Source organism: Clostridioides difficile ATCC 9689 = DSM 1296, from assembly GCF_001077535.1.
GTDB classification, from domain to species: Bacteria; Bacillota; Clostridia; order Peptostreptococcales; family Peptostreptococcaceae; genus Clostridioides; species Clostridioides difficile.
The window spans coordinates 533,441-554,474 of sequence record NZ_CP011968.1; the positions used below are offsets into that span (position 1 = coordinate 533,441).

General features: G+C 30.4%; 17 protein-coding genes. All 17 read left to right on the forward strand.

Annotation, left to right across the window (positions count from 1 at the left end; genetic code table 11):
• Positions 1-16: 16 nt before the first annotated feature.
• Positions 17-1,273, forward strand: coding sequence for an L-rhamnose isomerase (gene rhaA, locus CDIF1296T_RS03025; RefSeq protein ID WP_009895451.1), 1,257 nt, complete (start codon positions 17-19; stop codon positions 1,271-1,273).
• Positions 1,274-1,283: 10 nt separating this feature from the next.
• A complete protein-coding gene (gene rhaD, locus CDIF1296T_RS03030) occupies positions 1,284-2,099 on the forward strand; it encodes a rhamnulose-1-phosphate aldolase (protein ID WP_009895452.1) in 816 nt (271 codons plus the stop codon).
• 276 nt (positions 2,100-2,375) lie between these two features.
• On the forward strand, positions 2,376-3,842 hold the full coding sequence (locus CDIF1296T_RS03035; RefSeq protein ID WP_009895453.1) for a Na+/H+ antiporter NhaC family protein: 1,467 nt from the start codon (positions 2,376-2,378) through the stop codon (positions 3,840-3,842).
• A gap of 99 nt (positions 3,843-3,941) precedes the next feature.
• Complete coding sequence (locus CDIF1296T_RS03040; protein WP_009895454.1) at positions 3,942-5,132, forward strand: trans-sulfuration enzyme family protein; 1,191 nt, start codon at positions 3,942-3,944, stop codon at positions 5,130-5,132.
• Positions 5,133-5,324: 192 nt separating this feature from the next.
• On the forward strand, positions 5,325-7,283 hold the full coding sequence (locus tag CDIF1296T_RS03045; protein WP_009895456.1) for a DUF2075 domain-containing protein: 1,959 nt from the start codon (positions 5,325-5,327) through the stop codon (positions 7,281-7,283).
• A 515-nt stretch (positions 7,284-7,798) separates the two neighbouring features.
• Positions 7,799-9,199, forward strand: a complete 1,401-nt coding sequence (locus CDIF1296T_RS03050; RefSeq protein WP_009895459.1) for a sigma-54 interaction domain-containing protein — start codon at positions 7,799-7,801, stop codon at positions 9,197-9,199.
• 255 nt (positions 9,200-9,454) lie between these two features.
• Positions 9,455-10,522: a 2,4-diaminopentanoate dehydrogenase gene (ord, locus tag CDIF1296T_RS03055; protein ID WP_009895461.1), complete on the forward strand. Its 1,068-nt coding sequence runs from the start codon at positions 9,455-9,457 to the stop codon at positions 10,520-10,522.
• A 143-nt stretch (positions 10,523-10,665) separates the two neighbouring features.
• Positions 10,666-10,974 (forward strand): 2-amino-4-oxopentanoate thiolase subunit OrtA, encoded by a 309-nt coding sequence (ortA, locus tag CDIF1296T_RS03060; RefSeq protein ID WP_009888272.1) that lies wholly within the window; start codon positions 10,666-10,668, stop codon positions 10,972-10,974.
• Positions 10,967-12,397, forward strand: coding sequence for a 2-amino-4-oxopentanoate thiolase subunit OrtB (gene ortB, locus CDIF1296T_RS03065; RefSeq protein WP_003434663.1), 1,431 nt, complete (start codon positions 10,967-10,969; stop codon positions 12,395-12,397). Before ortA ends, ortB begins: the two co-directional genes overlap by 8 nt.
• Positions 12,398-12,474: 77 nt before the next feature.
• Positions 12,475-12,849, forward strand: a complete 375-nt coding sequence (locus tag CDIF1296T_RS03070; RefSeq protein WP_009895463.1) for an ornithine aminomutase subunit alpha — start codon at positions 12,475-12,477, stop codon at positions 12,847-12,849.
• Positions 12,843-15,047 (forward strand): D-ornithine 4,5-aminomutase subunit OraE, encoded by a 2,205-nt coding sequence (oraE, locus tag CDIF1296T_RS03075; RefSeq protein ID WP_009895465.1) that lies wholly within the window; start codon positions 12,843-12,845, stop codon positions 15,045-15,047. The genes CDIF1296T_RS03070 and oraE overlap by 7 nt, the downstream gene beginning before the upstream one ends.
• Complete coding sequence (locus tag CDIF1296T_RS03080; RefSeq protein WP_009895468.1) at positions 15,047-16,456, forward strand: GlmL-related ornithine degradation protein; 1,410 nt, start codon at positions 15,047-15,049, stop codon at positions 16,454-16,456. Before oraE ends, CDIF1296T_RS03080 begins: the two co-directional genes overlap by 1 nt.
• A complete protein-coding gene (gene orr, locus CDIF1296T_RS03085) occupies positions 16,441-17,505 on the forward strand; it encodes an ornithine racemase Orr (protein ID WP_009895473.1) in 1,065 nt (354 codons plus the stop codon). Before CDIF1296T_RS03080 ends, orr begins: the two co-directional genes overlap by 16 nt.
• A 29-nt stretch (positions 17,506-17,534) precedes the next feature.
• Positions 17,535-18,956, forward strand: a complete 1,422-nt coding sequence (gene nhaC / locus CDIF1296T_RS03090; RefSeq protein ID WP_003426252.1) for a Na+/H+ antiporter NhaC — start codon at positions 17,535-17,537, stop codon at positions 18,954-18,956.
• A 263-nt stretch (positions 18,957-19,219) separates the two neighbouring features.
• On the forward strand, positions 19,220-19,684 hold the full coding sequence (locus CDIF1296T_RS03095) for a GyrI-like domain-containing protein (protein WP_003434676.1): 465 nt from the start codon (positions 19,220-19,222) through the stop codon (positions 19,682-19,684).
• Between the two features lie 297 nt (positions 19,685-19,981).
• Positions 19,982-20,344, forward strand: a complete 363-nt coding sequence (locus CDIF1296T_RS03100) for a VOC family protein (RefSeq protein ID WP_003434678.1) — start codon at positions 19,982-19,984, stop codon at positions 20,342-20,344.
• A gap of 67 nt (positions 20,345-20,411) precedes the next feature.
• A complete protein-coding gene (locus tag CDIF1296T_RS03105; RefSeq protein WP_009895475.1) occupies positions 20,412-21,026 on the forward strand; it encodes an NUDIX hydrolase N-terminal domain-containing protein in 615 nt (204 codons plus the stop codon).
• The last annotated feature ends 8 nt before the right edge of the window (positions 21,027-21,034 follow it).

The following is a 21,034-nucleotide window of genomic DNA, read 5'->3' on the forward strand; positions in this document are numbered from 1 at the left end:
AAAAAGGAGATAAGTGATGGAATTAAAGCAAAGGTATGAAGTAGCTAAAAAAGAATATGAAAAATGGGGAATAAATGTAGAGGAAGTATTAAGAGTTTTATCTAAAGTTAAAATATCTATTCATTGTTGGCAAGGTGATGATGTAACAGGGTTTGAAGGAAATCAACAAAGACTATCAGGAGGAATTGCATCTACAGGAAATTATCCTGGAAAGGCTAGAAATCCTCAGGAGTTAAGACGAGATTTGGATAAGGCTTTAAGTTTAATACCAGGGAAACATAAAGTTAACTTACATGCTATATATGCAGAAACTGGTGGAAGCTTTGTGGATAGAGATGAGCTAAAACCAGAGTATTTTGAAAATTGGGTAAAATGGGCTAAAGAAAGAGGATTGGGATTAGATTTTAACCCAACAATATTCTCTCATCCAAAATCAAGTGATGGGTTAACATTGTCACACCCAGATAAAAAAATACGTGATTTTTGGATAAAGCATTGCATAGCTTCTAGAAAAATAGGCGAATACTTTGGAAAGGAGCTTGGTCAGACTTGTTTAACAAACATATGGATACCAGATGGATACAAAGATATACCAAGTGATAGATTAGGTCCTAGAAGACGCTTAAAGGAATCACTAGAAGAAATATTAAAGGTAGAGATAAACAGAGAATATAATTTAGATTGTGTCGAATCAAAAGTTTTTGGATTAGGTGTAGAATCTTATACAGTTGGGTCAAATGAGTTTTACTTAAATTTTGCTAGTAAAAACAACATAATTTCATTATTAGATACAGGGCACTATCATCCTACAGAACTTGTTTCAGATAAATTATCATCAATGCTATTATTTTCAGATAAAGTTGCACTTCATGTAAGTCGTCCAGTGCGTTGGGATAGTGACCATGTAGTTATATTAGATGATGAACTAAAAGAAATAGCCAAGGAAATAGTAAGAAATGATGCTTTGGATAAAGTAATAATAGGACTAGACTTCTTTGATGCAAGTATAAATCGTATAGCAGCATGGGTAATTGGAACTAGAAATATGATAAAAGCATTGTTATCAGCTATGTTAATGCCTCATGAAGAATTAAGAAAATTACAAGACGAAGGCGATTTTACAAAAAGATTGGCTATAATGGAAGAGTTCAAAACATATCCAATGGGAGACATATGGAACTATTATTGTAAAATTAATAATGTTGCTGTTAAAGAAGATTGGATAGAAGTAGTAAAAGAGTACGAATTAACAGAATTATTAAATAGAAAGTAGGTAAGGGTATATGTCTATAATGGAAATGAACTTTATCAAAGATTTTATGAAAATAACTTATGATGCTTGGTTAAAGGGATGGCATGAGCGTAATGGGGGGAATATAACGTATAGATTAACACCTGAAGAAATATCTGGAATAAAAGAATTTATAACAGAAGAAATAGAATATATTCCAATTGGTGTAACAGTCGAAAATTTAGCTAATGAATATTTCTTAGTTACAGGAAGTGGCAAATTCATGAGAAATATTTCTATAAATACTGTTCAAAATGTAGGAATTGTTAAAATAGATGAAAAAGGTGAAAATTATGCAATAGTTTGGGGATTAGATAAGGCTAAACCAACAAGTGAATTTCCATCTCACTTAATGAGTCATTCTATAAAAAAAGACAAAACAAATGGATTACATAGAGTAATAATGCATTCACATACAACTAATCTCATAGCATTAACTTTTATACTGCCTCTTGAGGGTAAAGTATTTACAAGAGAATTATGGGAGATGGCTACAGAATGTCCAGCTGTATTTCCAGAAGGAATTGGAATCGTACCTTGGATGGTGCCAGGTGGGATAGAGATAGCAAAAGCTACACAAAATCTAATGGAAAAACATAACATAGTAATCTGGGCTCATCATGGAACGTTCTGCTCAGGAGAAACTTTGGACTTAACATTTGGTCTTATGGATACAGTAGAAAAATCGGCTGAGATATTAGTAAAAGTAATATCTATGGGAGGGAAAAAACAAACAATAACAGGAGATAACTTTAGAGACTTATCAAAAAATTTTAAGGTTTCAATATCAGAGGATTATTTGTACTAGATAAGATAAAAGATAAACAAAGCTATGATAACTTATTATGTACAATTAATAAAACACTATGAGAGAGGAGGTGATTAAAAGATATAGAAAGTAAATTCACTTAAGAAAATAGTTTAAGAATAAACTGGAGTTTATAATAAAATATTCAACAATATATTTATATATATAAATATATTGTTGAATATAAATATAAGATAGTAAATTTTATTGTTAGATAAGGGAAAACGTTATTAAAAATTGAATTAATGAGTAAATAAAAGTGGGAGGAAATAATAAATGAAGAGAAAAGTTACAATTCAAAAGCAGGCTATATCTATAGTTTTGTTTATGGCAGTTTTATTTTGTGGGCTATTACTTCCAATGATTAACAATAAGCCGGAATATAGTTTGCCAATAGAGTCAATAATGTTTATTTCAGCATCAATAATATCGCTATTTATAGTGGTTACAACAAATAAAACGTGGGAAGAAGTATTTGAAAGTGGATTAGATGGTGTAAAAGGAGCTTTACCAGGATTAATAATATTATTAGTAATAGGTCCACTTATTGCAGGATTTATTATGAGTGGATTAATGCCTATGTTAGTATATTATGGAGTTAAATTGATAAATCCAAGATTTGTATATGCTACAGCATTAATATTGTCAGCATTGTTTTCTTCATTTACAGGAACTTCCTGGGGATCAGCAGCAACTATAGGAGTTGTAATGATGGGGGTAGGTAATGCAATAGGAGCAAACAATGCTATTATAGCAGGTGCTATAGTAGGTGGAGCTTACTTTGGTGATAAAATGTCACCCCTATCAGATACAACAAATATAGCTGCAATAGCGTCAAAAGTTAATTTATATGACCATGTTGCATCTATGTTATGGACAACAGGTCCAGCAACTATAATAGCTTTAGTTATATATATTGCTTGTGGGTTTATATTCCCAGCAACAAATACAAATTTAAATAGTCCAGAAATAACTAGATTATTGGCAGATTTATCAGGAATGTTCAATTTCAATATAATTTTATTTATACCTCTTTTAATAGTATTAGTAGGTTCAGCAATGAAAAAACCTGCAATACCAGTAATGACAATAGCAGCATTTTTATCACTTGCATTTGCAGTAATCTTTCAAGGTTTTTCTTTGGCAGATGTTCTTATAGGACTTAACAGTGGATTCTCACTAGATATGGTAACTTGGCATGAATATGCAAAACCTATAGAAGGACAAGCTTATATATTAGGTTTTTTCCAAAAAGGTGGCTTCTGGGAATTAGGTAAATTATTGCCAATATCAACATCTATATTATTTGTTGTTGGAGTACTTGGAAGTATTGATGCTATGCCAGCAACAGTAAATGTGATATTTGGGTGGGTTAAGTCTAGAACGGCTATAATATGTTCTTCATTATTAACAGGAATAGCAATGATAGCAATGACTGCAAATGGTATAGCATGTAGTTTTGTAACAGCAGGTATATTTGGAGATAAATACGATGAGAATAATATAGATCGTAGGGTACTATCAAGAACTACAGAAGATACAGGTACATTGTTAGAAGTTTTATTTCCTTGGACACCAGCAGCAATATTTTTCACTCAGACACTAGGAGTTAATGTTGGAGAATACGCACTTTGGTCTATAGTGAACTGGGGAACTCCAATTATAGCAGTAATCTTAGCAGTTACAGGGATAGGTACATATAAAAATTCAAAGGATAAAAAACAATCTAATAAAGTATCATAATGAATATTTTAACTTTATTACCTAACATAGCTTATAAAAAATAAGCTATGTTAAATGTATTTTTCATATATAAAAATATTTCATAAGGAGATTTAGAACATGGATAAAAATAAATATAAGATAGAGACATTAATGAATCATGTAGGAGAAAATTTGGATGGCGATTATGGAGCTGTAAACCCACCTATATATCAATCATCAATATTCGCAAGAAGTACATATGAAGATATAGAAGCATATTTTGAAGGTTCAAAAGATGGATATCTTTATTCAAGAACTAAAAATCCTACTAATGATATTTTAGAAGCAAAGTTATCTGCATTAGCTAATGCTGAAGCAAGTATAACCTTTGGTTCAGGAATGGGTGCTATATCAAGTGCTATACTTCATTTTGTAAAAAATGGTGACCATATAATAGCTTCAAATAATTTATACAATCCTACAATGAACTTTATAACAAAGGAATTGAAGGAGAAAGGAAATATAGAAAATACAATAGTTGAAGGTGATAGAATAGAAGATTTTGAAAATGCTATAAAACAAAATACAACTTTAATATACCTAGAGTGTCCATCAACATCAGTATTTAAAATGCAAGATATAAAGGCAATTGTAGCACTAGCAAAAACACACAATATAAAAACAGTAATAGATAATACTTGGGCTACACCATTATATCAAAGATGTATTGAGATGGGAATTGATTTAGAAGTTCATTCTTTATCTAAATATTTAAATGGACATTCAGATGTGGTAGGTGGATGTATTATTGGAAGTAAAAAAGATATAGAAGAAATAAGAGGGAGTGAATTAGCTTTATATGGTGCAAAATTAGCACCATTTGAAGCATTTTTAGTTATAAGAGGTTTGAGAACTTTACACGCTAGATTATCAGTACATACCAAAAATGCTAAGGAAGTAGTTGAATTTTTAGATAATCATTCAGCAGTTACTAAGGTATATCATCCATTATCTAAATATTTTAATCAAAAAGAACTAGCAAAGAAACAGTTGCTTAATTATACTGCGTTATTAAGTTTTGAAATAGACGCAAAGGATGTAAATGATGTTAAAAAATTTGTAAATAAATTAGATTTATTTAAAATAGGAGTGAGTTGGGGAGGCCATGAAAGTTTAGTATTTGCTCCAAATATAGCTATATTAAATGAAATGACTTTAGAACAAGCCAAGGCATTAAATGTGTCACCATACACAATTAGAATAAGTTTAGGTCTTGAAAATAGTGAAGATTTAATCAATGATTTAAATGATGCGCTATCCATTTTATAATATAATAAGCATATATGGAAAAAACATATTAATTAAATAGTTTATAATGTACTTAGCAAAGAAAAATTATTATCAAAGTACCGTACATAAACATATCTATGTAGTGTATTTATAAAGTATAGGAGTCAAGTTTTAGATTGTAGTATAGATGTAGGCTATAAAATGAATATTAGATATAAAGGGGGAAGATGTATGAAAAGAGCATATTATTCAAGTAGTGTAAATGAATTTATAGTCAAAGATATTTTTACTATATTTGGTGAGATAACGTGTAATGATCAATTTGCGGCTGATGACTTACAAAAGAATACATGGAAAAAGGAAATTGGAATATTAAAAAGAGAGCTCTCAACTTTCAAAGATGGACACTTATTATTTGAGTATACAATACCACGAATAGGCAGTAGAATTGACAATGTGTTAATTTACAAGGGCATTGTTTTTCTCCTTGAATTTAAAGTTGATGAAGACACTTATCCTAGGCATGCAATTGAACAAGTTACAGACTATGCCCTTGACCTTAATTGTTTTCACAAAGAAAGTCATGATAAACTTTTAGTACCAATACTTATTTGTACAAAAGCCCCTCAAAAAGACCAAAGAATAAGAATGATGAAGGAAAATATTTTAGAAACTTATTGTTGTAATGAGTTTAATATAGGAAAATACATAAAGAAGATTTGTACTACATATAATAGAAGTTCATTTAATTCAGACACTTGGATAAACTCGTTATACATGCCAACTCCAACAATTATTGAAGCTGCACAAGCTTTATATATGGGCCATAATGTTGAAGATATTTCAAGAAATGATGCAAGTGCTAAAAATTTAAATCAAACAACTAAAGCTATAAATAAAATTATAGACTATAGTAAGACTCATAACAGAAAATCAATATGTTTTATCACAGGAGTTCCAGGAGCAGGTAAAACACTTGCTGGCCTTAATATTGCCATTGAGCGACAAAAAGTAGATGAAAATGAACATGCAGTCTTCCTTTCTGGAAATGGTCCATTAGTTGATGTTTTACAAGAAGCACTAGCTCGTGATGATGTAACCAGAAATGGAATACGAAAATCTGAAGCGATTCGAAAAGCGAAAGAATTTATTCAGATAATTCATCATTTTAGAGATGAAGCTATATCTGTTGATACACCACCTATTGAAAGAGTCACAATTTTTGATGAAGCACAACGTGCGTGGGATGAACCTAATTTGACTAACTTTATGAAAAGAAAAAAAGGCGTATTAGACTTTAATATGTCAGAGCCTGAATTTCTTATTAGTATTTTAAATCGTCATATAGGATGGGCGACTATTGTTTGTTTGATTGGTGGAGGTCAAGAGATAAATAAAGGTGAGTCAGATGGAATATCAGGTTGGTTTGAATCACTAAGAAATAATTATTCTGATTGGGATGTTTACATATCAAATAAAATTATTGATGAAGAATATTCTAAAGGTAATTCTTTTGATGAGTTAACAGAAGGTGTTAATTATAGAATAATTGATGATTTGCACTTATCTGTATCGTTACGTTCTTTTAGAAGTGAAAATGTATCAACCTTTGTTAAAGCTGTTTTGGATGTAGATAAAGTTGCTGCAAAGGAATTATATAATCAATTTAAAAAAGATTACCCTATATGTGTTACTAGGGATTTGGAATTAGCTAAAAAGTGGGTGAGAGATAAATCAAAAGGTTCACAGCGTTATGGAATGACTGCAAGTTCTGGAGCTAAACGGCTTCGAAAGTATGGAGTGTGGGTACAAAATAAAATTGATGCTACAAACTGGTTTCTTAATGGTAAGGATGATGTACGAGCTTCATATTTTTTAGAAGAAACTGCAACAGAGTTTGATATCCAAGGTTTAGAGCTAGACTGGACAATTGTCTGTTGGGATGGGAACTTAAGATTTAAGAATAACCATTTTGAATACTATAACTTCAATGGAACTAAATGGCAGAACATCAATAAAGAAGATAATATACTATACTTAAAAAATGCATATAGAGTTCTTCTTACAAGGGCAAGGCAAGGCTTTATTATATTTGTCCCAATAGGTGATGAGAGTGATATTACAATGCAGCCAAATTTTTATAATGGTGTGTATGAATACTTAAAAGAAATTGGAATAGAGGAACTTTAGGTTTAAAGTAAGGATGCTATTAAGTGGATTATTTGTAAAAAATTATCTTCCTTTATAATATATGAGAAAGTAAAACTTTTTAACTAAAGAATACATTCAAAAGATAATAAGAAAAAGGAGAGTAACAATTTGAGTTTATAAATAATCTTAATAATTTTCATCCAATCTAAAATTTAAATGTGGTTTTTACTATAAACAGGACATTGGATTATATTGTAAGTTATATATTAGAGTAATTCTAATTTAGAGTTTAAAAGAGATTACAACTTATTAGTTTGTATATCTCTTTTTTTAATAAAATCAATAATATATAAAACTATTGGTATATTTAATGACAATTCAAATATTGTATATAACCATAATGAAAGATATATAAATAAAATTTTAAATATACTTAAAAATATATTAATATAATGTACATAAAAAATATCATCAATATATGATAAGATAAATACAATAGCAACATTTTATTAATTTTTTGGGTTTTTATATATTTAGGTACTGGGGTGATATAGTTGAACCAAGAGATATTTTTTAAAATAATGAATGAAATATTGGAAAATATTGATGAAGGGGTACATTTTGTTAATAAAGACGGGAAAACTATAATCTACAATAATTCTGTACAAAAAATGGAAAAAATGAACAGACATGATATTTTAACCAATTCATTTTTTGATATAGTCAACAAAATGAAAATAAACAGGAGTACACTATTAGAAGTTTTGGAAAAAAGGGAAGTTATCAAAGACAATATTCAAAAATATCTGGATAAAAATGGAAAAGAGATAACAGCAATTAATACTACAATACCAATTGATATTAAAGGCGAGTTTGTAGGGGCACTTGAAATATCAAAGAATATGACAACGATAGAAAATTTACTAAACAGAAATTATAAAAAAAATTTAGTCAATAAAGTTAGTAGTAGACAAAAAAAGGGTTATGAATTTGATGATATTTTAGGGGAAAGTAATTTGATTAAAGAAGCAATAGCTAAATCTAAGAAAGCTTGCAAGTCTGATGCTTCAGTATTTATATACGGTGAAACTGGAACGGGTAAAGAGTTATTTAGCCAGTCCATTCACTATGGAAGTAATAGGAAAAACTATCCATTTATAGCACAAAATTGTGCAGCTTTGCCGGAATCACTATTCGAAGGTATTCTTTTTGGAACTAGCAAGGGAGGATTTACAGGAGCAATAGATAGGCCAGGCTTATTTGAACAAGCTAACAAAGGGACATTGTTATTGGATGAGATAAATTCCATGCCTATTATGTTACAGGCTAAACTATTAAGGGTTTTACAAGAAGGTTATGTAAGAAGGGTTGGAGGAACTAAGGATATACCTATAGATGTAAGAATTATTGCAACGACAAATGAAAGTCCAAAGGTAATTTTAAACGAGCATAAAATGCGAAAAGATTTATATTATAGGCTTAACATAATTCATATAAAAATTCCTCCTCTTAGAGATAGAAAAGAGGACATACCTCTATTGTGCAAAAAATTTATTTCAAAGTATAATAAAAAGTTAAATAAAAAAGTGGTAGGAATTTCAGATGAAGCTATTAAAATTTTAAAAAATTACGATTGGCAAGGTAACATAAGAGAGCTAGAAAACATAATTTATTGTACTATGAGTATGATGGAAGATGAGGTACAAATAGAAACAAGTATGATTAATCTAAACGACTATTACAATCTTAAAGAGAATAAAGAGAGTAACAATTATTCTTTAAACGATTTGGAGGACAAAACACTTAGTAAGATTATCAGTGAGATAGAAGAAAAGTATATATATGAATCATTAGAAAAGGCATCTTACAATATAACTAAAGCTGCATCAATTTTAGGTATGAATAGGCAAAATTTACAGTATAAAATAAAAAAATATAATATCAAAATATTATAAATAAGCAAGATAAAAAAACAAAATCAAAGTAAAATAAAAAAGCAAAATAGAGGAGCAAAATTATTATAAAAGAGCAAAATATTTTGCTCTTTTTTTTATTTCTCATAAGAAATATTATTTTTTATTTATGAAAATACATAATAAAATAATTATAGTTTCAACGTTCCAATAAATATTTACTTTAATTTTAAAGTTGGCACGATTTATGCTTTAACTAATTATTGAGAATATATAAATTTTTAGGAGGGTGTATATATGAGAAAAGTAAGAGTAGGAATATGGGGATTTGGAGCTATGGGAATAGGTATGGCTAATATGATTCTAAAGAAAGAAGGTATAGAAATAGTATCTGTTTGTAGTAGAAGTACTTCAGGGAAAAGTATGTATGATGTTTTAGGAATTGAAAGAGGAGAAAGACCAGAAGTTATTATCAATAAAAATTATGAAGAAGTTTTTAGAGAAAAAAGTGTAGATGTTGTTTTGTTAGCAACTGATTCATTTACTAAAAAGGCTTTTGATAAAATAATTTTCTTATTAAATAGAAAAATAAATGTTATATCAACAGCAGAACAAATGGCATATCCACAAGCTGATGATGCAGATTTAGCTAAAAAAATGGATGAAGTTGCAAAGGAAAATGGAGTAAGTATACTTGGAACAGGAATAAATCCAGGATTTGTATTAGATTTACTAGTATTGGCACTTTCAGGTACTTGTGAAGAAGTTACTAGTATAAAAGCTAAGAGAGTAAATGATTTATCTCCATTTGGAAAGTCTGTTATGGTGGAACAAGGTGTTGGAGTAACAAGGGAAGAATTTATAAAAGGTGTAGAAGATAAGACTATAGCAGGTCATGTAGGTTTTGTAGAATCAATAAATATGATAGCTGATGGATTAGGTTGGAAATTAGATAAGATAGAACAAACAAAAGAGCCAATAATGACTACAGTAGATAGAAAATCTAAGTACGGAGAGGCATTGGCTGGAAATGTTGCTGGTTGTAGACAATGTGGATATGGATATGTAAATGGAGAAGTTTTAATTGAAATGGAGCATCCACAACAGATAATACCAGAAGCAGAAGGTATTAAAACAGGAGACTATGTATCAATAAAAGGTATACCAAACATTGATTTACAAATAAATCCTGAAATACCTGGAGGAGTAGGTACTTATGCAATGATAGTAAACTCTATTCCATTAATAATAAATGCTAGACCAGGTCTTAAAACTATGTTGGATATACCAGTACCTAGAGCAATAATGGGAGATATAAGAAATCAGATAGAAGTTGAATTGGAAGAAGAATCAAAGGCTAATTAGTAAGATAACAGCTAACTAATTAGTAAGATAGCAACTAGCTAATTAGTAAGATAACAGTTAGCTAATTGGTAAAATAATGTTTAATTTAAAATAACAGTAAATTAATTAGTAAGGCAATAGTCAATTAATAAGGGGATGAAAAAATGGATGCTAAAATTAATGATTGGGTTATTATACACAATATAGTATTGACTCCAGAAGAAAGAGCTCCACAAGTTCCAGAGGATACTAAGAAAGTATCCTTAGAAATGTGGGTTAAAGGTTTTATACAAAGTGATGCTTCTATAGGCGACTTAGTAGAAGTTAAAACAATTACAGGTAGACTTGTAAAAGGTAATTTACTTAAAGTAAATCCATATTATACTCATGATTATGGTAAATGTATACCAGAGTTACTCCAAATAGGAATCCAAGCTAAAGAAATATTATTTGGAGGTGTATATAATGAATAATTCAACATCAATGAAAGATATGAGTTATCAAGCTGTTATGGGAAGAAATAACGAAATAATGAAAAATGCAATCGGATTGGATTATTCTTCTTTTGAACAAGAGGGAATAGGGTTTGATTATGAGAAAATGATGAGTGAAACAGGATATACATTACAAGATATTGAAGCAATTCAATCACAGTATGCTGTTGGAAATACTCCTTTAATAGAGCTTAAAAATTTGACTAAATTAGCTAGAAAATGTGCTAAAGAAGGTAAAGGAGCTAGAATATTTGTAAAAGATGAAGCAATGAATGCATCTGGTAGTTTTAAAGCAAGAAGAGCAGCTACTGCAGTATATCATGCCAAACAAATGGGATATAAAGGTGTAATAGCAGCTACTAGTGGTAATTATGGTGCAGCTGTAGCATCACAAGCGGCAATGCAGGGATTAAAATGTATAATAGTTCAAGAATGTTATGATTCTAATGGTGTAGGTCAACCTGAAATCATAGAAAAAGCGCGAAAATGTGAGGCATATGGAGCAGAAGTTGTTCAGTTAACTGTTGGACCAGAGTTATTTTATACGTTCTTAGTTTTATTAGAAGAAACAGGCTATTTTAACGCATCATTATATTCACCATTTGGAATTGCAGGTGTAGAAACTTTAGGTTATGAGTTAGCTATCCAATTTAGAGAAAAGTATAAAAAAGACCCTGATATAGTTGTTTGTACAAATGCAGGTGGTGGTAATCTTACTGGAACTGCAAGAGGATTGATAAAAGCTGGTTCTATTAATACTAAAGTAGTAGGAGCAAGTGTAGATTTAAAAGGATTACACATGGCTAGTGATAATCAATTTAATAAAAAATCATTTACAACAGGACATACAGGTTTTGGGATACCATACTGTACATGGCCTGATAGGTCAGATGTACCTAGGTCTGCAGCTAGACCACTTAGATATATGGATAGATATGTATTAGTAAAACAAGGAGAAGTTTTTTATACAACTGAATTATTGGCACAGCTAGAAGGTATAGAAAGAGGTCCAGCAGGAAATACATCTTTAGCAGCAGCATTCTCTTTAGCTCAAGAGCTAGATGAGGATAAAGCTATAGTGGTACAAGAAACAGAATATACGGGTGCAGGTAAACATATATGTCCACAACTTACCTTTGCAAGAGAAAATGGAATAGATATAAAATTTGGAAATCCAAGAGAAGAAATTGCAGGAGTAAACTTAATATTACCAGAAAGACCAGAATTATTGAAATGTGTTGATATTGATATGAATAAAATAAGAAAGTCATTTATAAAAAATTGTATATCTAATAATCACATTGATAATATTGATAAGCTAAGTAATCGAGATATAGAATTTTTAATGGAAGAAGTAAAAAGTTCAAGAGATTTTGTTGTTGATGTATTAAATAATTTATAGTAATTATTGTTTTTTAATTTAATATAAAATAAAAATTCAGAAAATTCGATTAAATCAATACGAATGGAGGAATGTTCATGAAAAAAAGAGAGGATGATTTTGAAGTTAGAAGAAAACATCTTCAAGAACTGAGTGAGGATGAGTTAAAAGAAAGGTTTTGGAGTTTAGCTACCCAGATAGTAGAACCAATGATAGAACTTGGTAAAAAGAATACAACACCATCAATAGAAAGGTCTGTCTTGTTGAGAATGGGATTTTCTTCTCTTGAAGTAAAACCTATTTTAGAAGGGGTTATGGAAAGAGGTCTTATAGGTAAAGGAGCAGGGCATGTAGTTTATAAATTGGCTAAATCTAAAAATATAACGGTTAGAGAAGCAGGTTTGTTATTAGTTAAGGGTGAATATTGGGATGAAGTTACATGTTTATTTAGAGAAGGGGTAGAATCATGTTAAAGGAAAATAAAAAATTGGATATAGACTATATATTAAAAGATTTGGATAAATATAAACCAAAACGAAGAGGTTGGGTTTGGAGAGAACACTTGGAAAATCTTGAAATGGGACCTTTTAAATATAAAGACTGTACAAAACCTTTAAAGAAGAGTGTAGGGCTACCATCATCTAAGTATTTCAATAATATAGACCCTCAACCAAGTCCAGTTATTACTACTGAAATAGCTTCTGGTAGATTTGAGGATGATATAAGAAGAATGAGAATGGCAGCTCATCATGGAGCTGACCATCTAATGGTTATCAGAACTGCTGGACAATCACATTTTGATGGGCTTATAGAAGGAACTCCACAAGGTATAGGTGGAGTTCCAATAACAAGAAAACAAGTAAGAGCTCAAAGGAAGGCTCTTGATTTTATAGAAGAAGAAGTTGGTAGACCTATTAATTACCATTCATATGTAAGTGGTGTTGCTGGTCCTGAAGTAGCAGTAATGTTTGCTGAGGAAGGAGTCAATGGAGCACATCAAGACCCACAATATAATGTTCTGTATAGGAATATAAACATGGTAAGGTCTTTTGTAGATGCTTGTGAGGCAAAGAAAATAATGGCTTTTGCCAATATAGCTCAAATTGATGGAGCACATAATGCTAATGCTACTGCTAGAGAAGCATGGAAGGTAATGCCTGAACTTATGGTTCAACACGCTTTAAACTCTATATTCTCAGAAAAAATAGGTATAGATAAAAGTAATATATGCTTATCAACAGTTCCACCAACAGCACCTCCAGCACCATGTTTAAAAATAGACTTACCTTACGCTGTTGCACTTAGAGAGTTATTTAGTGATTATAAGATGAGAGCTCAAATGAATACTAAATATATGGAATCATCAACTAGAGAAGCAACAGTTACTCATGTATTAAACTTATTAACATCAGTATTAACTAGAGCTGACATACAATCAACTATAACACCTGATGAAGGTAGAAATGTACCTTGGCATATATACAATATAGAAGCATGTGATACAGCAAAGCAAGCTTTAGTTGGTATGGATGGGCTTATGGATATGATAGAACTTAAAGATGTCGGTGAATTAAGAGACAAAGCAAGAGAACTTAAAGAAAGAGCTGTATTATATATGGAAGAAATATCTGAAGTTGGTGGATATTTTGAATCTGTGGAACAAGGATTTTTTGTTGATTCTGGAAATTATCCAGAAAGAAATGGTGATGGAATATCTAGAAAAATAAAAGGTGGAGTTGGTGAAGGTACTGTTTATGAAAGAGAAGAAGATTATTTAGCACCTGTAACTGCTCACTTTGGATACAATAATGTAGCTCAATATGATGAAAATGCTATAGATAATCCATCAATGTTAATAGATGGATGTACATTTGAAAATCCAGACAAAATAATATATATTGATGAGCTTGACGATTTTGATAATGTAGAAAATAGACTAAAAGAATCATATGAGTACAGAAATGGAACTAAAATTAAGCCTGAAATGGAATGGTGTGCAGATGGAATTGTAATGATAACAATGATGCTTCCTACTGATAAAAGAACAGCAGAGTTTGCAGCTTTGGAATTTGTCAAAAAAATGAACTTACAAGAAATTGAGGTCATAAGTAGAGAAGTTATGCATGAATCTGAAGGGACTAGAATAGAAGTGAAAGGAAGAGTTCCGTTTGATATAGATTTAAACAATTTAGTAATACCAGAAGAACCTAAGGTACTAACTGATGAAGAAATAAGAGCAGATATAGAAGAAAAACCTATGAAAATAGTTTCAGCTACGGTTGGAGAAGATGAACATTCAGTTGGTTTAAGAGAAATAATAGATATAAAACATGGAGGTATTGAAAAATATGGCATAGAATGCCACTATCTAGGGACTTCTGTACCTGTAGAAAAATTGGTAGATGCAGCGATTGAACTGAATGCAGATGCAATACTTGCATCTACAATAATAAGTCATGATGATATTCACTATAAAAACATGAAAAAATTACACGATTATTGTGTAGAAAAAGGTATAAGAGATAAAGTAATGATTGCGTGTGGAGGAACACAAGTAACACCTGAAATAGCTGTTGAACAAGGCATAGATGCTGGATTTGGAAGAAACAGCAAAGGCATACATGTAGCCACTTTCTTAGTTGAAAAAAGAAGAGAAATGAGTAATAAATAATGGAAAATAGCAAAGTTTCTTTAAAAATAGATGTGTTGGTAGCTGAAATTGGAAGTACTACTACAGTGGTAAACGCTTTCCACGATATTAATACTAACAATCCTATATTTTTGGGTCAAGGTCAAGCTCCAACAACAGTGTTTGAAGGTGGCGATGTAAGAAATGGCTTATCAGGTGCTATTAAAGATTTAGCTAATAAATTATCTGTAGATGATATAGAGTATAATGATATGTTTGCAACTTCTAGTGCAGCTGGTGGATTAAAAATGACTGTTCATGGATTAGTCTATGATATGACAGTAAAAGCAGCTAAAGAAGCAGCTTTAGGGGCTGGAGCTGTTATTCGTCAAATAACATCAGGTAGAATTAAAAGAACTGATTTAAATAAAATAAAAGAAATAAACCCAAACATAATTTTAATAGCTGGTGGAGTCGATTATGGAGAAAGAGATACAGCTATTTATAATGCAGAAATGATAGCTTCTATGAATCTAGGCATACCAGTTATATATGCTGGTAATGTTGAAAATCAAGAGGAAATAAGGTTAATATTTGAAGATACTAATTATAAGCTTTATATAACTGAAAATGTATACCCTAAAATAGATTTATTGAATATAGAACCTACAAGAAGAATCATTCAAAGTGTATTTGAAGAACACATAACTACAGCACCAGGAATGAAATACATTAAAGAAATGGTTAATGAAAATATTACTCCAACCCCAGGAGCTGTAATGGAAGCTTCTAAACTTTTATATAAAAATATTGGAGATTTATTAACTCTGGATGTAGGTGGAGCAACTACTGATGTACATTCTGTTACAGATGGAAGTGACTATATTAATAAAATTTTGGTTAATCCTGAACCTACTGCAAAGAGAAGTGTTGAGGGGGATTTAGGTGTATATGTAAATATGAAGAATATAGTAGAAGTTATAGGTAAAGAAAACTTACAAAGTGAACTATCTATAGATATTGATGCAGTAATAGAGAATTATCCTCCAATACCAAAATCAAAAGAAGAAATATTATTTGTTGAGAGGTTGACAAAAGAAGCTGTTGTTAAAGCTATGCTAAGACATTCAGGAAAAATAAGAAATATCTATGGAACAACTGGAAAAGTCAAAATTGCAGAAGGGAAAGATTTAACAGAAGTAAGATATATAGTTGGTACAGGGGGAGCACTTACTAGGCTCCCTAGTAGAATTGAAATATTAGATAATATGCTCAAATACAATAAAAATAATGAATTACTATTTCCAAAGGAAAAAACAAAGATATTAATAGATAATGACTATATTATGGCATCTATGGGTGTTTTATCTAAAAAATATGAAGAAGCATCTCTTAAGCTCCTGTTAAAAAGTTTGAATTTTGAGGAGGAAAGATTATGTATCCTAGGTTAGAAATAGATATAGAAAAGTTAAAGCATAATGCAAAATTAATTTCGCAGATGTGTCATGAAAGAAATATTAAGATATCTTTTGTTACTAAATCATTTTGTGCACAAAAAGAAATAGTAGAAGAAATATGTAGTGAAGGAATAGACCATATAGCAGATTCAAGAATACAAAACTTAAAAAATTTACAAGATATAAATCTACCTAAGATATTGATTAGAATCCCAATGTTAAGTGAATTAGAAGAAGTTATCAATTATTGCGATATTAGTTTTAACTCAGAATTAGGAACAATAAAGAAATTAAATGAATTATGTGAAAGTAAAAATATTATTCATAAGATAGTTCTTATGTTTGACTTAGGCGATTTACGAGAAGGATACTTTTATGAAGAAGACTTTTTTAATAATGTAAGAGAGATAGTAAGATTAAAAAATATTGAAATAATTGGTATAGCTACAAACTTAACCTGTTATGGAGCTATTATACCATCTAGGGAAAATATAGGCAGACTGGTAAGTATAGCAAAAAGAATGGAAGAAAAATTTGGAATAAATCTAGAAATAGTATCTGGAGGTAATTCAAGTTCGATTCATCTGTTGATAAATAATAATATGCCAGAAGGTATTACTAATTTGAGAATAGGCGAGTCCATTCTACTTGGTAGAGAAACGGCATACGGTGAAAATATAAATGGAACATATCAAGATGCATTTAAATTAATATGCCAAGTAGTTGAATGTAAAGAAAAACCATCAGTTCCTATTGGAGAAATAGGAGTTGATGCCTTTAGAAATAAACCTGTTTATGAAGATAAGGGAATCTTAAAAAGGGCAATCATAGCTATAGGTAAACAAGATATAAATATTGACTCTTTAATTCCAATAGACACTGATATAAAAATATTAGGGGCAAGTTCAGACCACATGATACTAGATGTAAGTAACACAAAATATGATTATAAATTAGGTGACAATTTAGAATTTTTATTAACTTATGGGGGTATCATGTCATCTAGTACGAGCAAATATGTTTCAAAAAAAATTATAGTGTAGTGTTTAAATAATTAGGAGGAAACTATTTTATGAAAGAGCGAGAATGTAGAAAAGCAAGTCTGTTTGATGCAATGATACCAATTACTTGTTTGATATTATTTTTAAGTCTAGGAGTATTAGTGTATGGTTCATCACCTCATGTACCACTAATAGGAGCAGCAGCAGTAGCAGGACTTGTGGCTGTATATAGACTTGGATTTAAATGGAAAGAGTTAGAATTAAGTATGTTTAATAGTATAAAGATGGCAATGCAAGCAATCTTAATCATAATTATAATAGGCGTACTTATAGGAACTTGGATAGTAAGTGGAGTAGTTCCATGTATGATTTACTGGGGACTAAAAATTTTATCACCAAATATTTTTTTAGTAGCATCAACATTAGTCTGTGCAATAGTATCTCTTGCGACAGGTTCATCTTGGAGCACAATGGGTACAGTAGGAGTAGCTCTTTTAGGCATTGGTCAAAGTTTAGGTATGCCAATTGGATTAATCGTAGGTTCTATAATATCTGGAGCTTACTTTGGAGATAAACTATCACCTTTATCTGAAACGACTAACTTAGCTCCAGCAATGGCAGGAACAGATTTGTTTACACATATAAAATATATGCTATATTCGACTATACCATCATTATTAATTTGTTTAGTAATTTATGGTGTAATTGGAATGAAGTATTCAGGTCAAGCACTAGATATAAAACAAATAGAATTAATTAGGTCTACATTAGATTCTACATTTAATACTTTATCACCAGTATTATTATTAGCTCCAGCAATAGTAATTGGATTAGTTGTATTTAAAGTTCCTGCTATACCAGGGCTTATAGTAGGTGCTGTATTGGGAGTATTGTTTGCAGTAGTTTTTCAAGGAGAATCTATGAATACGATATTAGATGCAGCACAAAATGGATATGTTTCGTCAACACAAATACAAGAGGTAGATGCTTTATTATCTAAAGGTGGGATTATGAATATGATGTCCACTGTATCCTTAACAATATGCGCTTTATCTCTTGGAGGTATTTTAGAAAAAACAGGTATGCTTGAAGTAGTAGCGTCTTCTTTACTAAGATTAGCAAAGGGTGTATTTGGAACAGTATTATGTACTATGGTAACTTGTACAATTACCAATATAATAGCAGGTGAACAATATCTATCTATAGTTATACCAGGAAGAATGTATAATAAGGAATATAAAAAGAGAGGTATACATCCTAAGATGTTGTCGAGAGCTTTAGAAGATAGTGGAACTTTAACTTCTCCATTAGTACCATGGAATACATGCGGGGCGTATATAACAGCAACATTAGGTGTATCTGCACTAACATATGGTCCATACGCTTTATTAAATATTATAAATCCAATAGTATCTTTAGTATTAATTGCATGTAAGTTTAAAATAGCAAGAATAGAAGATGAACCTGAAACTTGTTTAAATTTTGATGTTTGATATTTTAATTGTTTGTATAAATTTTTTATAGAAAAAGATTTCTTTTAGACTTGCCTAAAAATTAGGCAAGTCTTTTAAGTATGTTCTGATTATAAGAGCACTGTGTGACAAGAATGATGAGATTGTTTTTGCTATACTTTCGATATAAGAAATGGAAGGAGGTTATGTTTTATATTCATATGAAATAATTAGTTACACAGTGAATTTTCGTATAATTTGGTATAAAAAGATTAGAAATGAAAATAAAGTAATGGAGGAATAAAATGACTAGAATATCCAATATAACAATAGCTGAACAATCTGAGTACTGTTTTTTGGCAATACGAAAAACAATTGACTTTATGGTAGAGTTTTCAGAGTTTTCAAAACAAAGTTTTGAAAAAATTTCTAAATATCTGGAGGAGAGAGGAATTTTATCTTCAGGAGCACCGATTGTATGTTTTCATAACATGGATTTAGCAAAATTGGATGTTGAAGTAGGGTTTCCTGTAGCCACTTATATAGATGGGAAAAATGAGATTCTACAAAGGATTGTTCCTGCACAGAAAATAATAACTGCAATTGATTTAGGACCTTATGAATTACAAGACCCTACTTTAGAAGACTTATTTTCATGGGCAAATAGCAATGGATATAAACTTCATGGCGATATATATTACCAGTATTTAAATGATATCAATCGTCCAGCTAGTGAATATCTTACGAAAATGATGTTACCCATTATATAGAAAGTTAAAGATTATCGTTTGTTAGTTGATAATTAGAAGAACATTTACTGCTACTACATAAATTTTATCCTAAATAATATCAAGGTGATTTAATTTATGTATTCTAATGTAACTGTAGATAATCAATTTATAACTAACTTAGTGTAATTTAGATTTAATTTATTATTCTAATGTAACCCCAATATATTGTTAAGGTCTACTTAAGATGCTCAAAAGGCTATGCTTAATTTATTGTTATATAATTTGTAGAGTGGTATAATTTAGAAGTGATACTATATAGATATATAGGGGGAAAATATGAAAATATATGATATATTAACACGTTTTTATATTCAAGATATAGAAAAAGCCATACCTTTTTATGAGAATCTTTTAAAAGAAAAATGTTCTTTGCGTTTTTCTTATAAAGAAGTTGGGTTAGAATTAGCGCAAATAGGAAATGTTTTACTATTATCTGGTTCTGATGATGCTCTTAAACCATTTATAGAAACAAAATCTACTTTTATGGTTGATTCTGTTGATGAATGGAGAAGTTATCTATTGGATAATGGAGCAGTTGTAGTAAGAGATAAGAAAAAAGTTCCTACAGGATATAATATGACATTGAGACATCCAGATGGTACAATTATAGAATATGTTCAACATACAAAGCAGGATTAGTTAAAAATATATTTTACTACTAAGTAACTAATTATAATATATTCTTCGGAAAACTGGAGGTAATTTTATGAACGAAAAATGGTTGGAATGGGCGATAGAATTGCAAAGCATTGCTCAAGCCGGAATAACTTATGGGAAAGATATATACGACATAGAGCGATATGAGAGAATACGAGAAATTTCCGCCGAAATGATAGCATATAAAACTGACATATCAACAGAAAAAGTAAGAAATCTTTTTTGCAATGAAAGCGGATACCAAACTCCAAAACTTGATACCAGAGCCGTTATTTTTGAAAATGGAAAAATACTTCTTGTTAAAGAAAATACAGGGAAGTGGTCGCTTCCGGGTGGTTGGGTTGAAGTAAATTTATCAGTCAAGGAAAATACTATTAAAGAGGTCAAAGAAGAAGCTGGATTAGATATAACCGCCGACAGGATTATTGCAATTCAAGACCGTGCGAAACACAATTTACCTATATATGCTTACGGAGTATGCAAAATATTTGTTCTTTGTACCGTTATCGGGGGTACATTCAAAGAAAATATAGAAACTACGGAGTTTTCTTATTTCTCCGAAAATGAACTTCCTGAACTCGCCACAGAAAAAAATACAGAAGAACAGATTAAAATGTGCTTTGAAGCATGTCGTACAGACACTTGGACAGTGATTTTCGATTAGGTTAATTA

Excerpts from the sequence above, each read along its gene's own strand:
- rhaA (WP_009895451.1), top strand. The coding sequence starts at position 17 with ATGGAATTAAAGCAAAGGTATGAAGTAGCTAAAAAAGAATATGAAAAA.
- rhaD (WP_009895452.1), top strand. The coding sequence starts at position 1,284 with ATGTCTATAATGGAAATGAACTTTATCAAAGATTTTATGAAAATAACT.
- CDIF1296T_RS03035 (WP_009895453.1), top strand. The coding sequence starts at position 2,376 with ATGAAGAGAAAAGTTACAATTCAAAAGCAGGCTATATCTATAGTTTTG.
- CDIF1296T_RS03040 (WP_009895454.1), top strand. The coding sequence starts at position 3,942 with ATGGATAAAAATAAATATAAGATAGAGACATTAATGAATCATGTAGGA.
- CDIF1296T_RS03045 (WP_009895456.1), top strand. The coding sequence starts at position 5,325 with ATGAAAAGAGCATATTATTCAAGTAGTGTAAATGAATTTATAGTCAAA.
- ord (WP_009895461.1), top strand. The coding sequence starts at position 9,455 with ATGAGAAAAGTAAGAGTAGGAATATGGGGATTTGGAGCTATGGGAATA.
- ortA (WP_009888272.1), top strand. The coding sequence starts at position 10,666 with ATGGATGCTAAAATTAATGATTGGGTTATTATACACAATATAGTATTG.
- ortB (WP_003434663.1), top strand. The coding sequence starts at position 10,967 with ATGAATAATTCAACATCAATGAAAGATATGAGTTATCAAGCTGTTATG.
- CDIF1296T_RS03070 (WP_009895463.1), top strand. The coding sequence starts at position 12,475 with ATGAAAAAAAGAGAGGATGATTTTGAAGTTAGAAGAAAACATCTTCAA.
- oraE (WP_009895465.1), top strand. The coding sequence starts at position 12,843 with ATGTTAAAGGAAAATAAAAAATTGGATATAGACTATATATTAAAAGAT.
- CDIF1296T_RS03080 (WP_009895468.1), top strand. The coding sequence starts at position 15,047 with ATGGAAAATAGCAAAGTTTCTTTAAAAATAGATGTGTTGGTAGCTGAA.
- orr (WP_009895473.1), top strand. The coding sequence starts at position 16,441 with ATGTATCCTAGGTTAGAAATAGATATAGAAAAGTTAAAGCATAATGCA.
- nhaC (WP_003426252.1), top strand. The coding sequence starts at position 17,535 with ATGAAAGAGCGAGAATGTAGAAAAGCAAGTCTGTTTGATGCAATGATA.
- CDIF1296T_RS03095 (WP_003434676.1), top strand. The coding sequence starts at position 19,220 with ATGACTAGAATATCCAATATAACAATAGCTGAACAATCTGAGTACTGT.
- CDIF1296T_RS03100 (WP_003434678.1), top strand. The coding sequence starts at position 19,982 with ATGAAAATATATGATATATTAACACGTTTTTATATTCAAGATATAGAA.
- CDIF1296T_RS03105 (WP_009895475.1), top strand. The coding sequence starts at position 20,412 with ATGAACGAAAAATGGTTGGAATGGGCGATAGAATTGCAAAGCATTGCT.